Below are 14,623 nucleotides of genomic sequence, written 5' to 3' on the forward strand. Positions count from 1 at the left end.
CCTAGTTCCGCGCGGCGTCGGCGGCTGCGTCAGCACCAAAGACAATGTTCCATTGCCGGATGCTGCGCTGCTCCACGAGTCCGTTGAGATAGAACGGGTCCTGGTCCATCAGTGCTTCGACGTCGGCCTTCGAGGCCGCCTCGATGATCAGCAGTGCGCCGGGATCCTCGTCTGGCCCGAACGGACCGCTCTTCACCAGCCGGCCGTTGTCGAACTGCTCCTGCAGAAATTCGACGTGGCGGGGGCGGTGTTCGTCCCGTCCCGCGGTCGAGCCGGCGGAGTAAGCGTAGGTGACAGCGAATGTTTCCATGGGTGTGTCCTCATCGTTGAGCTGGTGGATGTTCCCCTCCATCGTGGCCACCGGGATTGTGCCGCGTCCAACACTTATTTGGTCAATGAGCATGTGCAGAAAACACATAATGCACGACGGCGGGGGGCCGGCTTGGGTGCCTCAGCCGGCTTGGGTGCCTGAGCCGGCTTGGGTGCCTGAGCCGGCTTGGGTGCCTGAGCCGGCTTGGGTGCTTCAGCCCGCCGGCGTGGGGAGGACTTCCTCGGCGACGGCCAGGGCCAGTGCCAGGGCGGGCGAGATGCCGGCCGGGTTCCAGGCGAGGCCCGACTCCAGCAGCGGCGCGGTGCCGGTCAGCGGGATGAACACGGTCCCGCCGGGCATGATGCTGGCGACGGAGGCGGGCATCAGGCTCACCCCTACGCCGCCGGCCACCAGCGACAGCGCGGTGTAGGGGTCGGTGACCTCCTGCGCCACCCTGGGCCGGAACCCCGCGGCCGCGCAGGCCGCAAAGATGCCCTCGCGGAGCGTGGATCCCTGCGCGGCACGCATGGTCACGAACCCGTCCTCGGACAGTTCGGCGAGCCCGATGGCCGGCCGCTCGGCCAGCGGATGGTCCACCGGCACGGTGGCGCCCAGCTGTTCGAGGGCGATGGTGCGGGTGGACAGCGCGCCCGCATCCAGCGGCAGCCCGACAAACGCCAGGTCCAGCGACCCGTTCCGGAGCTGCTGCAGGGCATCCTGGGTCAGGAGGCCTCCGGTGAGGGTGAGGTCGAGTGAAGGGTAGCGGTTGCGGAGGGCCCGGGTCAGCGGGGGCAGGGTCCGGTGGTTCAGCGCCCCGGAAAAGCCGATGCTGAGCCGGCCGTAGAACGTGCCGGGCTCGGTAACGGCGGACCGGCGGGCGAGATCAAGTTCGTCGATGATCCGGCGGGCATGGGGAAGAAAGGCGACTCCCGCCGTCGTCAGGGCCACCGAGCGGGTGTTGCGTTCAAACAGATCGGAGCCGAGCTCCTTCTCGAGCTTCCGGATGGTCTGGCTCAGCGGCGACTGGGCCATGCGGAGGCGGTGCGCTGCGCGGCCGAAATGCAGCTCCTCGGCCACGGCAAGGAAAGCCTCAATCTGCCGAAGCTCCATTCAGTTCCTCCTATGCCTCCAAAACGGAAAGGTTCCGACACGGCAGATAATGCCCTCAAATCCGTAGATTGAGGGCATTATCTGCTTGTTCGCTGCCGTGGTTACCGGACCGGGTTGCCCAGTTCCCGCAGCGGGGTCTTGTGGGTTTCGCGGGCCCAGTATGCGCCGGCCACAGCAAGCAGGGACGACGCCGCGACGATCCAGGCAGCGGGGCCCCAGTTGGCCTTGTCGGCGCCGACCAGGGCGGTGCCCAGCAGGGGAGTGAAGCCGGCGCAGAGGATGCCGACCTGCAGGCCGATGGCCATGCCGGAGTAGCGGACCTTGACGTTGAACAGTTCGGAGAACCACGCCGGGTAGATGGCGTTGGACATCGCGTAGGTGCCCGCGGTGATGAGAGTGCTGGTAAGGAAGATCATCGGGATGTTCCCGGTAGAGATGACGGAGAAGTACACGAAGATCATCAGCCCGGATCCCAGCACGCCGGTAATGAACACCGGGCGCCGTCCGAAGCGGTCCGAGAGACGGGCCATCAGCGGCTGGCTGAACATGGCGATGACGTTGCCCAGGATGCTCACCCACAGCATGGTCGACGTCGGGACGCCGACGGACACCGCATAGGCGAGGCCGAAGGACTGCATGAACGTGTTGGTGACGGTTTCGAAGGACATCAGTGCCACCTGGAAGAACTGCGCCGGGTGCGTCTTGAACATCTTGGCGAACGGAAGCTTGACCAGTTCGCCGTGGTCGTGCTTTTCCTCGAAGACCTCGGGCTCCTCGAGGGAGCGCCGCACCAGGTAGGCGACGACCAGCACCACGAGGGAGAGCCAGAACGGAATGCGCCAGCCCCAGGCGAGGCGCTCGGCCTCGCTCATGGCCGCCACGGGGAGGAAGGCGAGGGAGGCCAGGACGATGCCGGCGGAGATCCCGCTCATTGCGAAGCTGGCGAAGAAGCCGCGGCGGCCTTCCGGAGCCTCCTCGGTGGACAGGGCGGAGGCGCCGGCGGTTTCGGCGCCGGCGGAGAGTCCCTGCATGAGGCGCAGGAGCACCAGCAGGGCAGGTGCCCAGTAGCCGACCGTGTTGAAGTCAGGCAGTGCGCCGATCAGGAACGTGGCCGATCCCATCAGCACGAGGGTCAGGACGAGGGTGTTCTTGCGGCCGATCTTGTCACCCAGGTGGCCGAAGACGACGGCACCGAAGGGGCGGGCCACATAGGCCACGCCGAACGTGGCAAACGAGGCGATCAGGGCGACGGTGGGGTCCCCGGACGGGAAGAAGATCTTGGAGAAGACAAGGGACGCCGCGGTGGCGTAGATGAAGAAGTCGTAGTATTCCAGCGCGCCGCCAAGGAAGGCGGCCAGGGCGGCCTTCTTGGCGCGCTTGAGCCGGTACTGCTTCGCCTCGGCGGTGACATTGGGGGCGAGATCGGTCATTGCAGGGGGTCCTTCCGCACTGAAAGACGGGGTCGGGATTATTGATTTGTGCGTATCGCGAACAAGCGTGCGATATGCGACTAGAAAAAGCATAGCGCAGAGTGAAGTGACTCACAATCCGTTTTCGTTTACCTGCGCCCTGCCGCGCGGCGGACCGTATTCTTGGTAGGTCAGGAACAGCGTGCAGCTTCACGAGTCTTAGCGGTCTCCGCTGGAGGTTGCCGGGAGGTGCAGGGAGCTCATGGACGAACAGCCGGCCTACTTTGTGAAATCGGTCGAAAAGGCGTTCGACGTGCTCCGGGCCTTCGCTCCGAACACTCCCCGGATGACGGTGTCCCAGGTGGCCGCGGCGGCGGACACGACCCGGGCTTCCGCCCGGCGGTTCCTCCTCACACTTGCCGACCTCGGCTACCTGCGGGCGGACGGGGCTCACTTCGAACTGACCGCCCGCTCGCTGGAGATCGGCCGGTCCTTCCTGGCCAACCTCGAGCTTCCGGCCATCGCGGAGCGGCATCTGAAAGCCCTCGCAGCCGAGCTGAACGAGACCACCTCCCTCTGCGTTCTCGACGGCTCCGACGTCGTGTATGTCGCCTGCGTGCCCTCGCCGCGGCTGCTCAGCGTGACCATCACCGTGGGCACCAGGTTCCCGGCCTGGGCCACCTCCATGGGGCGTGTGCTGCTGGCTGCCCTGACAGAGGAGGGCCTGCGGGCCTACTTCGAAACCGTCCGGCTGCAGAAGCTGACCGAACACTCGATTGCAAGCCTGGAGCAGCTGCGGGCGGAAGTAGAGCGTGCCAGGTCCAGGGGGTGGGCCATGGTGTCGCAGGAACTGGAAGAGGGGCTGCGTGGCGTGGCGGTGCCGGTGTGCCGCGGCCATGACGTGGTGGCGGCGGTCAACGTCTCCCTGCAGACCCACCGTTCCCCCGCCGAGGACATTGAAAAGTCCGTGGTGCCGCGCCTTCAGGAGGCTGCCCGCCAGATCGGCCTGGACTACGGCGGGGACGCGTCCGGACTGCGGCGGGCCTGATGGCCAACTCGCCTTCCGGCGAATCCGTCATCCAGCGCGTGGTGAAGATCCTCGACGCCTTTTCGAAGGGCCGCCCGCGGATGTCGTTGATCGAACTGGTCCGCGCCACGGGCATGTCCAGCAGCACTGCCCACCGGCTGGCCAACGACCTGGTGGACAGCGGGTTGCTGAACCGCGGCGAGGCCGGCGACTACGGTGTTGGCATGAAGATGTGGGAACTGGCGTCCCGCAGCAATCCCCTCGAGGAATTCCGACGGCGGGGCCTTCCGTTTCTTGAAGGTGTCCATGCGGCTGTCCGGGAGCAGGTCTCGCTCTCCATTCCCGACGCCGGTTCCGGCACCGTGCTGTACCTGGAGCAGCTGGACCGGCACGGCACCGCCACCAACCTTGCCGCTGTGGCCGGCCGGCTGCTGATCCACGACACCTCGTCCGGCATGGCCATGATGGCGCACATGCCGCGCGACGTGCAGGAGCGCTTCCTGGCCGGGCCGCTGGAGAAAACGACGGCCGCCACGGAGACCGATCCGGCGCGCCTTCGCGCCCAACTCGCCCTGATCCGGGAACGCGGCTACGTCCGCATGGCGGGCGTCCTGGTGGCGGAAAACACCGCCTACGCCGTCCCCGTCTTTGGTGAGGGAAACAGCGTGATCGGAGCGATCGCCGTCGTGATTCCGACGGCGGACGAGGACCCCAAGGTGGTTCTTCCCGTCCTTGTGGCCGCAGGGCGCGGCCTGTCCCGGACCATGGGCGCAGAGCGCCGTCCGTACGGCACGCGGCCCTGGCTGCAGGGCTCCTGACCCCGGGCTTCACCCCCTCAGCCACACAGAATCTTCACCGAGCCAGCGTCCCGTTGAATGGGAAGTTTCGCCTCGGCGCTTTTCGCTGCTCCTAGTGTTTTCCCCCAGAGCCACTGGCACCCGAACAGGGTGCATGCTCAACACTTCGGCCCCGCCAGCAGGTGGCGGCCGCCCTGGAAGCTCAATGAGGAGAACCTATGGGACACGTCCAACCCCCAAACCCCGTCGCGGAGCCCGCCGTCCTGGAACGCGCGGGAAGCCTCCCGGCGAAGACCCCGAGGAAGGCCGCACTGGCTTCCTTCCTTGGTTCCACGCTGGAGTACTACGACTTCTTCATCTACGGCACGGCGGCAGCGCTGGTGTTCCCGAAGATCTTCTTCCCCGGCGGAGACCCGGTGGTCGGCCTGCTCGGCGCGATGGCCACGTTCGGCGTCGGCTACCTGGCGCGGCCGCTGGGTGGCGTCATCATGAGCCACTTCGGGGACAAGCTCGGCCGCAAGCAGGCGCTGATGATCACGCTGGTGATCATGGGGGTGGCCTCCATCGGCATCGGCTTCCTGCCCACCTATGACCAGCTGGGCTACTGGGCCACGGCGCTGCTGCTGGCGGGCCGGCTGGCGCAGGGATTCTCCGCCGGCGCCGAGGCCGCGGGGGCGTCCACCCTGACCATGGAACACTCCCCGGAAGGACGCCGCGGCTTCTTCACCAGCTTCGTGATGACCGGCTACGCGTCCGGCATGGTGCTCTCCACGGTGGTGTTCATCCCGCTAGCCGCCCTCCCGGAGGAGCAGTTGCTGGGCTGGGGCTGGCGCGTCCCCTTCTGGCTGTCCGCTGTTGTGCTGCTGGTGGCCTACTGGATCCGGACCCGGCTGGAGGAACCGCCCGTGTTCGAAGAGACCGTGGAAGCCAAGAAGCCCCAGGGCATTCCGGCGGCCGAAGTGATGAAGACGCAGTGGCGCGACGTCCTGCGGGTAGCCCTGGTCATGCTGTTCTCGGTCATGCAGACCACCTTCACCGTGTACGCGCTGGCCTACGCCACCGGCAAGGGCATCGGCCTGGACCGGACCCTCATGCTCACGGTCAACGCCGTCACCATCGGCCTGTCCATGTTCACCATCCCGCTGGCCGGCATCATCTCGGACCGGTTTGGCCGCAAGAAGGTGCTCCTGGTGGGATCCCTGGGCTGCGCCGTCACCTCGTTCGGCTACTTCTGGGCCATCAGCGAGCACAACATCGCCCTGATCTTCGTCTTCGGGTTCCTGAACATGTCCGTCTTCTACTCTTGCTGGAACGGCGTCTGGACAGTCTTCTTCCCCGAGATGTTCCCCGCCCCGGTCCGCTACTCCGGGATGGCCATCGGCAGCCAGGTGGGCCTGATCCTCACCGGCTTTGCCCCCGCCATCGCCACCCTCCTGGCCCAGCCGGGACCCGGCGGATGGATCCCGGTGGCCGGCTTCACGGTGGCCTGCCTGGCCGTCTCCGCGATCGCCATTGCCACGGCCCGCGAAACCCACAAGATCCCGCTCGAGGAACTCGGACTGCCGCGGCCCCAGAGGCCGGTCCGCAGTTCCGTTTCCACCGACGCCTAGTCCCGGCCCGGTCCCGATACCCCCGCCCGGCCCCGAAACCCGGCCCGGTCCCGCCCACCACCCACCAGAAAGTTGAAACCATGACCCAGTCAGCAACCGCCCCCCGCACCTACCGAGCCGGAATCGTGGGCTGCGGCGCCATCTCCCGCAACCACCTCGAAGCGTTCGGCGCCCTGGAAAACGTCCAGGTGGTCGGCGTGTGCGACATTGACCTGGACCGGGCACGCGCCACCGCCCGGGCCTGGGAGGTGCCGAATGCGGTGAACACCGTGGACGAGATCCTGGCGCTGGGCGTGGACATCGTGTCGGTCTGCACACCCCACCCGACCCACGAGGAGGTGGTGCTCAAGGCTGCGGCAGCCGGGGTGCATGTGCTGTGCGAAAAGCCGATCGCCACCCGGCTCGACGCGGCTGAGCGGATGGTCGCCGCCTGCGAGGATGCCGGGGTGCAGTTCGGTGCGCTGTTCCAGCGCCGCTTCTGGCCGGCCGCCCAGAAGATCCGCTCCGCCATCGACGACGGGACACTGGGCCGGCCGCTTATGGCCCAGTGTTCCGTTATGCTGCACCGCGCGCCGGACTACTATTCCCGCGACGCATGGCGCGGCACCTGGGAGAACGACGGCGGCGGCGTGCTCATGACGCAGGCCATCCACCAGCTCGACCTGCTGCAGTGGTACCTCGGCGACGTGGCGGAGGTCTACGGAAAGGTCAACACGTACCGGCACGGCGACTACATCGAAGTGGAGGACTCCGCCACGGCAGTCATCACCTTCACCTCCGGCGCCATGGCAACGCTTGAGGCGTCGACGGCGGTGTCCCCCAACCTGGGCATCCAGCTCCGGATCACGGGTGAAACGGGAGCGTCGGCATCGCTGACGGAGTTCCCTGAGGGCAGCGACGGCCGGCTGGACCTGTGGGCCGTGGGGGAGAAGATCACCGTGGAGCCCGTCCATCCCGAAGGCGTGGAACCCAATATTGACCTTTCCACCATCAACGGCCAGCTGATTCCGCACCACACCAGCCAGGTCCGCGATTTCGTGCACTCACTGGACGCCGGCACCGAGCCCGCCATCACCGGAAAGGATGCCCTGAAATCCCTCCGGATCCTGCTCGCGGTCTACGAATCCTCACGCACCGGCCGCCCCGTCCGCTTCGCTGACGTCGAGGTTCCCTCGGGCGTCGTGGTGCCGGCCAACGTCGTTACCCGTGTTCCGGCGGAAGCGGCAGGCTAGGCCATGATGGAGCACAACACCCGCTACGCCGCCCGCCCGCTCACCCTGGGCCGGAACGGACGCACTCCGCGGACCCTCCGCAACCGGCTCGCCTCCGCCCCGATGGAGCGCAACTACGGCACAGCGGACGGGCACATCACCGAGCAGTACATCGACTACCTCGTCACCCGGGCCAGGGCCGGTCTGGGCCTGGTCACCACCGAAGCCACGTACGTCCGGGCCGACGGCAAGGGCCGCACGCACCAGCTGGGCCTGCACACGGACGCCATGATTCCGGGGCTGCGCAGGCTCACCGACGCCCTGCACGCCGAAGGGGCGCTGGCCGCCGTCGAACTTAACCACGGTGGCCGCACCGCCCAAACTGCGGTGTCCGGGCACAAGAACGTGGCGCCGTCGCCGGTGCCGTGTGCGGTGGCCGGCGGGGAGGTGCCGCGGGAGCTGACCGCGGGGGAATGCCACGACCTCGTGGCGGCCTACGCCGCGGCGGCACGCCGGGCCGTGGCCGCGGGCTTTGACGTGATCAACATCCACGGCGCGCACGGCTACCTGATCCACCAGTTCATGTCCCCCATCTCCAACCACCGCACGGACGAGTTCGCCGCGCCGGAGCACTTCCTGAACCTGGTCATCGACGCCGTCCGCGAGGCCGCGCCGGACGCTATCGTCGGGGTGCGGGTGTCCGTCGTCGAGGGCCCGGCGGAGGGCATCAGCGCCGAGAACCAGTTGGCCATCATGGCAAAAGCGAACCTGGACCAGCTGGACTTCCTCGACCTGTCCGCCGGCAGCTATGACGCCGGCGAATGGATCGTGCAGCCCGGCGAGTGGAAGCCCGGCCTGCTCCGCGACTACGCCGCGGCGTACCGGCAGTTCGGGCTTCCGCTGGGCATGGCAGGGCGGCTGAACTCGCCGGCCGTCATCGAGGAGGTCCTCGGCGACGGCGTCAGCGATTTCGTCAGCCTGGCCCGCGCCATCCACGCCGATCCCGCCTTTGTGGGTGGCGTCCTCCGCGGAGAGGCTTACCGTCCCTGCATCGCCTGCAACGTCTGCATCGACACCCTCGGCCAGGGGCAGGTCACGTGCACCGTCAACCCAGCCGTCGGGCGCTCGCGGGTCCCGCTTCCCACGCCGGGAGTGCGCCCGGGCTCCCGGGTCGCCGTCGTGGGGTCCGGCCCCGCCGGCCTCACCGCCGCCCGGGAACTTGCCCTGGCAGGTGCGCAGGTCACAGTGCTCGACGACGGCGCTCGGCTTGGCGGGCAGTTAGCCCTTGCGGAACGGATGAAGTCGACGCCGGATTTCCACCGGTTCAGCGACTGGTCGGAGGCCGAGAACGAACGGATGGGGATAGAGCTGCGACAGCGCAGGCGCGTCGACGTTACCGATCTGGCCGGGCTGGTCCGTGAAACCGGGGCCGACGCCGTCGTGCTGGCCACCGGCGGGACCCGGCCCGGGGCAGGTTTCCCCGGCGCCGACCTGCCCGGCGTAACGGACGTGCGGGACTGGCTCGCGGCCCACCCCGAGGTGCTGGACGGCGGTGACGTCCCGGACGCCGTGACCATCTGGGGTGCGGACTCGGTGGCCATGAGCCTGGCCGACACCCTCGCGGACCGCGGCACAGCGGTCCTGCTGGTGGGGCCGCAGGACGTCCTCGCGCCGGAATCCGGACGGCGGGCGAAAATCCTGGCCGTGCCCCGGCTCGAACAGAATCCACGGGTCCGGGTCCGGCTGGGTGCCACGATCGAGGAATACGACGGCGGCCGCATCCGGATAGCCGGCACGTCCCGGGACGGGTCCGGCTCGGAATGGCTGGACGCGCCCGGAAGCCTGCTGGTGTCCCGTTCTGTGCTGCCGCTGGACGGTTCCGTCCCCGCGGAGGACCGTGAGGCAGACTTGGCCCGCGTGGCCGGCGTGCCGGTGGCGTTCGCCGGAACGGTGGTGGATCACACCCCCGCCATCGCCTCCAACGCGGTGAAGAGCGGCTACGACGCCGCGCAGCGCATCGCTGCAGCGCTTGCCGCCGAGCCCGCGGCTTTTGCAACCGAACCCGAAGCGGGTCCCTTCGAGCTCAGCATGAACGGAGCAGCATCATGACCGCACCGCGCCGACAGCTGGGCCTGGCCCAGCTCTCCCTCCTCAACACCGCCCCGCCCCAGCTGGTGGCCGTCGCCGCGCAGGCTGGCTTCGACTTCATCGGCGCGCGCGTCCGTCCCGTCACTCCCACCGAGCGCCCCTACGACCTGCAGCCGGGATCGCCGATGCTGAGGGAGACACTGTCCCGGATGGCCGACACTGGGGTCACTGTCCGCGACATTGAGTTCCTGCTGCTGGACGGCACCGACCAGCGCGATGCGTGGCTGGCCATGATGGAGGCCGGGCAGGCCCTGGGTGCGGCCTCTCTGACGGTGGCGGCGTCCGACCCCGACACCGCACGCCTCGCCGACACCCTGGCGCGCATGACGGAGGATGGCCGGAGTTACGGCATCGTCCCCACCCTCGAGCCCATCTCCTACCAGGCGGTGAACTCCATCCCCGCCGCGGTGGCCCTGGCACTCATCTCTGGCTGCAACGTCGTGGTGGACGCGCTCCACCTGAACCGCTTTGGCGCGGTCCCGGGGTCCCCGCAGTGGCAGAACCTCGAAGCGAACCGGGACCTGGTGCCGCTGCTGCAGCTGTGCGACGGGCCGGTGCAGCGTCCGGCCAGCCATGCGGCGCTGGTGGCGGAGTCGCGCTCGGAACGCGGTGTTCCGGGCAGTGGCGGCTTCGACCTCGCCGCCCTGGTGAACGCTTTTCCGGCCGACGTTCCGGTGAGCGTCGAGGTGCCGTCGGACAGCACGGTGGCCCGGCTGGGCGAGCTGGGCTGGGCGCGGAAGCTCAAGGAGGCCGCCGTGGCTGTCCTGGCAATGGAATCCAAAAAGACAACCGAGAAGTCAGCAATCGAAAAGGCGGTAACAGCATGACCGGAACAGCCGCAGAAGCAGCCGGAACCGCAGCGGAACTGGGCACGACGGCGGAACTGGCGCCCGGCGTCGTAATTCCACTCATCGGGCTCGGCACCTGGCCCATGACCGGCGGGGAGGCCACCGACGCCGTGGCCCGCGCCATCACCAACGGCTACCGGCACATCGATACGGCCGAAAATTACGACAACGAGGTGGCCGTGGGGGAGGGGATCCGCCGCAGCGGCATTGCTCGCGGGGACCTGTTCCTCACCACCAAATTCAACAAGCAGTGGCACGGCGGCACGGGCGTGCGCGAGGCCTTCGGCGCAGCTGCCCGGCGGCTGGGCACCGAATATCTGGACCTCTTCCTGATCCACTGGCCGAATCCTGCCCAGGGCCGGTTTGTGGAAGCTGCGGAGGGGCTCACCCGGCTGGCCGAGGAGGGGCTGATCAGGTGCTGGGGCGTTTCCAACTTCAAGCCGGCCCATCTGTGGCAGCTGCAGGCGGCAGGCCTGGAAGTCCCGGTCAACCAGGTGCAGATGGATCCCGAGCACCAGCAGCTGGACCAGCTGGCCTTCCACCGTGAGCACGGCATCGTCACCGCTGCCTACAGCCCGCTGGGCCGCAACGGCGGCTTCCTCTCGGCCCCTGCCGTCACCGGCCCGGCCGAGGCATACGGCAGGACACCGGCGCAGGTGGTGCTCCGCTGGCAGGTCCAGTCCGGCCGGGTGGCCATCCCCAAGTCCGCCGATGACCGGCGGCAGCGCGAAAACCTCGACGTCTTTGGCTTTGCCCTCACCGAGGGGGAAATGGCCGGCATCGATGCCCTGGACACGGGCGCGCCGCCGCGGCTGGACTCGGACGAATTCGGACACTGAAAGAAGCACTGGAGCCAGAGATGACTTTCCCGACTAATGCAACAACCCCTTCCGCGGCCGGCGACGGACTGCCGGCCGCCGGAGATGGACATTCCATCCTGGACTGCGACGTCCTGGTGGTGGGCTCCGGAGCGGGCGGGCTGGCCGCCGCCGTGACGGCCGCGTACCACGGGCTGAAGGTGGTAGTGGTGGAAAAGGCGGACGTGTGCGGCGGCGCCACGGCCTGGTCCGGCGGCTGGGCCTGGGCCCCGGGCAATCCGCTGGCCAGGGCCGCCGGCGTCAGCGAGGACAAGGAGACCTTCCGCACCTACCTGCGCGGTGTCCTCGGGACCGACTACCAGGCTGACCGGGTGGACGCGTTCCTGGAGGCCGTGCCGCACATGGTGGGCTTCTTTCACCAGAAAACGTCATTGCAGTTCGTGCCCGGCGCCAAAATCAATGACGTTTATGGCGGGCTTCCCGGCGCCGGGACCGGACACCGCTCCGTGGGTCCCAAACCCCTGAACGCCCGGCGGATCCGGCCGGAGATGCGCGCCACGCTGCGGCACCAGTTGTATGAAACCTCGTTCCTGGGAATGGGCATCATGGCGGGGCAGGACCTGGGCAGGTTCCTGTCCGCGTCCCGGGGTAATCCGCGCGGGATCCTCCATGCAGGCTGGCGCTTTGGCCAGCACATCCTGGATCTGCTGACGCACCGGCGCAACATGCAGCTGGTCAACGGCACGGCCCTGACCGGCCGGCTGCTGCAGTCAGCAGACCACTTCGGCGTGGATATCCGCGTCTCCACCCCGGCCCGGCGCCTGCTGACCGACGGGGCAGGCAAGGTGACGGGCGCCGTCGTCGGAACCCCTGAAGGGGAGCTGCAGATCAACGCCTCACGCGGAGTGGTCCTGGCCGCCGGAGGATTCCCGAACGACGTGCAGCGCCGGAAAGAACTGTTCCCGAACACGCCCACCGGGCGTGAACACTGGACACTGGCGCCCGCCGAGGCCAGCGGCGATGGCATCAGCCTGGGCCAGTCGGTGGGTGCCCGCTTCCGGACCGACGTGAAGTCCGCCGCGGCGTGGTGCCCGGTGTCGCTGGTGCCGTACCGGAGCGGGCGGACCGGCACGTTCCCGCACATCATGGACCGCGCCAAACCCGGCAGCATCGGCGTCCTTCGTAACGGGAAGCGGTTCGTCAACGAGGCCAACGGGTATTACGACTACGTGGCGGCAATGCTGGAGGCCACGCCGTCGGGGGAGCAAGCGGAGGCCTGGCAGATCGCCGATTCCCGCTTTGTGCGCCGCTTCCCGCTGGGCATGGCCAAGCCGCTGCCCGTGCCGCTCTTTCCCTACCTGCGCTCCGGCTACCTGAAGAAGGGCCGCACGCTCGAGGAGCTCGCGGCCCGGTGCGGCATCGATCCCGCCGGGCTGAAGGAGACGGTGGAGCGGTTCAACCGCAATGCCGCGGCTGGCACGGACCCGGACTTCGGCCGAGGCTCCACGCCGTTCAACCGCTACGGCGGTGACGTTACGGTGGAACCGAACCCGTCGCTGGGTCCCATCGAGAAGGGCCCGTTCTACGCCGTCCGCGTGGTGCCCGGCAGCTTCGGCACGTTCGCCGGACTGGATGTGGACGGCCGCTCCCGCGCCCTGGACAACGGCGGCCGGCCCATCCCCGGCCTGTACATCGCAGGCAATGACCAGGCCAGCGTGATGGGCGGGCACTACCCGGCCGGCGGCATCAACCTCGGTCCAGCGCTGGCGTTCGGGTACGTCGCCGCCCGCGACTTGGCCGGTGCGGTGGCGTACGAGGATGACGGGAGCATGCCATCGGAAACGGGCGCCGGGGTGGGTGCCGCATGAGTGGGACGGCGGGGCTTTCAGGCCATTGACACGCGTCCGCCGCCGTCATATCCTACAACCAAATGGTTGTAGATCAGCTTAGCGATGCCGAACTCGACCGCCTTTTCCAGGCGTTCGCGGACACCACCCGGCGGGACATCATGCGCCGGGTAACGGTGGGAGAGTACTCGGTGACCGGCCTGGCCGCCCTCTACGCCATGAGCTTTGCCGCCGTTCAGAAGCACGTGGCGGTGTTGGAGCGCGCCTCCCTGGTCACCAAGGAAAAGCGCGGAAGGGAGCAGATCGTGCGGGGCAACCATGACGGCCTGGAGAAAGCCCGCAGGCTGCTTGACGAATACGAGGCGATCTGGCGGCAGCGCGTCGCCCGGATCGCAGACATCCTCGCTGAAAAATAGGAAGGGTCCGGCAATGACGGTTATCAGTTCCACCAAGAATCCCGAGGCGCTCAGCTTCATCCTCGTGGCAGAGTTCGACGCCGACGTTCAGCGCGTCTGGCAGATCTGGGAAGACCCGCGGCAGCTCGAGCGCTGGTGGGGCCCGCCCACCTGGCCTGCGACGTTTAGCCAGTACGAATTCACCCCCGGGGGAGAGGCCTTCTACTACATGACCGGCCCGGAAGGTGAGAAGGCCGGCGGCTGGTGGCGCATTACCGACATCCAGGCGCCGAACCGCCTCGAGTTCGACGACGGGTTCGCCGACGACGACGGCGCCCCGGTGGAGGCCATGGGAACCACGCACGCTACCGTCACGCTGGAGGACATCGGCGGCCGCACCCGGATGACGGTCCAGTCCGTCTTCGAGTCCGAAGAACAGATGAACAACATGATCGAGATGGGCATGGAGGACGGCATGAAGGAGGCAGCCGGACAGATCGATGCCCTGCTGGCCGAGCACGCCCGCGCCTAGCGCTCAGCCCAGCCACAACGCAAAAGAAAGAGGACGACGGCGGTAGGTTCCCGCCGTCGTCCTCTTTGGTTTGTGCTGCCTGCTATGTGCTGCCTAGAGAGCAGCGGTGTTCAGGCTGAGCGTAAAGGTGTTCGGGCCGCTGAGGGTGACCGCAACGTCACTCTTCTTTGCGTTGGCCCGGCTCGAAAAATCGTGCACCAGCGTCTCCAGTGTGTGGTTCACTGCAGAACGGTCCCAGATCTTGATCGTCATTGATTCGGCGGTCTCAAAGGTCATTTTCAGTGCTTTCGTGTCTGGGCATGGCGCCAATGCGATGCCGCGGAACAGGTCAGCCCAGGAACGCTCGGAGGCCTTAGGCAGCTCGACGAGCTCACCGGTTTGGCCTCATTGCGTCCACCAGGATTTTGTTGTGTTTGAACTTCTGAACCACTTGCAGAAAAGCGTATTTCTTTGTGGTTCCATTCCATGATGCACAGGCGCGGGAGAGCTTTTCAAACGATTTGGCCCCAAATGGCGGGTGAGGTTTGCCACACGCCCCTCCAGCGCGAACGGATCCTTCTA

Annotated in this window: 15 protein-coding genes; 10 read left to right on the plus strand and 5 right to left on the minus strand. The window is 67.7% G+C overall.

What is annotated here, in order from left to right; all coding sequences use genetic code 11:
* Position 1 precedes the first annotated feature (1 nt).
* From J7I85_RS22685 to J7I85_RS22695, 3 genes are all read right to left on the minus strand, one after another.
* Positions 2-403: a YciI family protein gene (locus J7I85_RS22685; RefSeq protein ID WP_251024728.1), complete on the minus strand. Its 402-nt coding sequence runs from the start codon at positions 401-403 to the stop codon at positions 2-4.
* A gap of 120 nt (positions 404-523) precedes the next feature.
* Complete coding sequence (locus J7I85_RS22690) at positions 524-1,420, minus strand: LysR family transcriptional regulator (protein ID WP_214857605.1); 897 nt, start codon at positions 1,418-1,420, stop codon at positions 524-526.
* Between the two features lie 101 nt (positions 1,421-1,521).
* A complete protein-coding gene (locus J7I85_RS22695) occupies positions 1,522-2,850 on the minus strand; it encodes an MFS transporter (protein ID WP_214857607.1) in 1,329 nt (442 codons plus the stop codon).
* Between the two features lie 241 nt (positions 2,851-3,091).
* Between J7I85_RS22695 and J7I85_RS22700 the strand changes: the two genes are divergently transcribed.
* The 10 genes from J7I85_RS22700 (at position 3,092) to J7I85_RS22745 (ending at position 14,062) form a co-directional block, all read left to right on the plus strand.
* Positions 3,092-3,877 carry an IclR family transcriptional regulator C-terminal domain-containing protein gene (locus J7I85_RS22700; RefSeq protein WP_214857609.1) on the plus strand — a complete coding sequence of 262 codons (786 nt, stop codon included), beginning with the start codon at positions 3,092-3,094 and terminating at the stop codon, positions 3,875-3,877.
* The gene (locus J7I85_RS22705; protein WP_214857611.1) at positions 3,877-4,674 is read left to right on the plus strand and encodes an IclR family transcriptional regulator; all 798 of its coding nucleotides are present in this window, start codon (positions 3,877-3,879) and stop codon (positions 4,672-4,674) included. Before J7I85_RS22700 ends, J7I85_RS22705 begins: the two co-directional genes overlap by 1 nt.
* Before the next feature lie 197 nt (positions 4,675-4,871).
* A complete protein-coding gene (locus J7I85_RS22710; protein WP_214857613.1) occupies positions 4,872-6,263 on the plus strand; it encodes an MFS transporter in 1,392 nt (463 codons plus the stop codon).
* Positions 6,264-6,343: 80 nt separating this feature from the next.
* Positions 6,344-7,495, plus strand: a complete 1,152-nt coding sequence (locus J7I85_RS22715) for a Gfo/Idh/MocA family protein (RefSeq protein ID WP_214857615.1) — start codon at positions 6,344-6,346, stop codon at positions 7,493-7,495.
* A gap of 3 nt (positions 7,496-7,498) precedes the next feature.
* Positions 7,499-9,583: an FAD-dependent oxidoreductase gene (locus J7I85_RS22720; RefSeq protein WP_251024729.1), complete on the plus strand. Its 2,085-nt coding sequence runs from the start codon at positions 7,499-7,501 to the stop codon at positions 9,581-9,583.
* Positions 9,580-10,449 (plus strand): sugar phosphate isomerase/epimerase, encoded by an 870-nt coding sequence (locus tag J7I85_RS22725; protein ID WP_214857618.1) that lies wholly within the window; start codon positions 9,580-9,582, stop codon positions 10,447-10,449. Before J7I85_RS22720 ends, J7I85_RS22725 begins: the two co-directional genes overlap by 4 nt.
* Positions 10,446-11,309: an aldo/keto reductase gene (locus J7I85_RS22730; protein ID WP_214857620.1), complete on the plus strand. Its 864-nt coding sequence runs from the start codon at positions 10,446-10,448 to the stop codon at positions 11,307-11,309. The genes J7I85_RS22725 and J7I85_RS22730 overlap by 4 nt, the downstream gene beginning before the upstream one ends.
* 20 nt (positions 11,310-11,329) lie before the next feature.
* Complete coding sequence (locus tag J7I85_RS22735) at positions 11,330-13,156, plus strand: FAD-dependent oxidoreductase (RefSeq protein ID WP_214857622.1); 1,827 nt, start codon at positions 11,330-11,332, stop codon at positions 13,154-13,156.
* 62 nt (positions 13,157-13,218) lie between these two features.
* Positions 13,219-13,551, plus strand: coding sequence for a metalloregulator ArsR/SmtB family transcription factor (locus J7I85_RS22740; RefSeq protein WP_214857631.1), 333 nt, complete (start codon positions 13,219-13,221; stop codon positions 13,549-13,551).
* A 13-nt stretch (positions 13,552-13,564) separates the two neighbouring features.
* The gene (locus J7I85_RS22745) at positions 13,565-14,062 is read left to right on the plus strand and encodes an SRPBCC domain-containing protein (protein WP_214857633.1); all 498 of its coding nucleotides are present in this window, start codon (positions 13,565-13,567) and stop codon (positions 14,060-14,062) included.
* Between the two features lie 93 nt (positions 14,063-14,155).
* On the opposite strand, the gene J7I85_RS22750 is transcribed toward J7I85_RS22745, so the two are convergent.
* Both J7I85_RS22750 and J7I85_RS22755 read right to left on the minus strand, forming a co-directional pair.
* A complete protein-coding gene (locus J7I85_RS22750) occupies positions 14,156-14,338 on the minus strand; it encodes a hypothetical protein (protein ID WP_111905501.1) in 183 nt (60 codons plus the stop codon).
* A gap of 94 nt (positions 14,339-14,432) precedes the next feature.
* A partial coding sequence (locus tag J7I85_RS22755) for a hypothetical protein (RefSeq protein WP_214857634.1) occupies positions 14,433-14,623 on the minus strand: 191 nt, incomplete at its 5' end.

Source organism: Arthrobacter sp. ISL-65, from assembly GCF_018613795.1.
Lineage (GTDB): Bacteria > Actinomycetota > Actinomycetes > Actinomycetales > Micrococcaceae > Arthrobacter.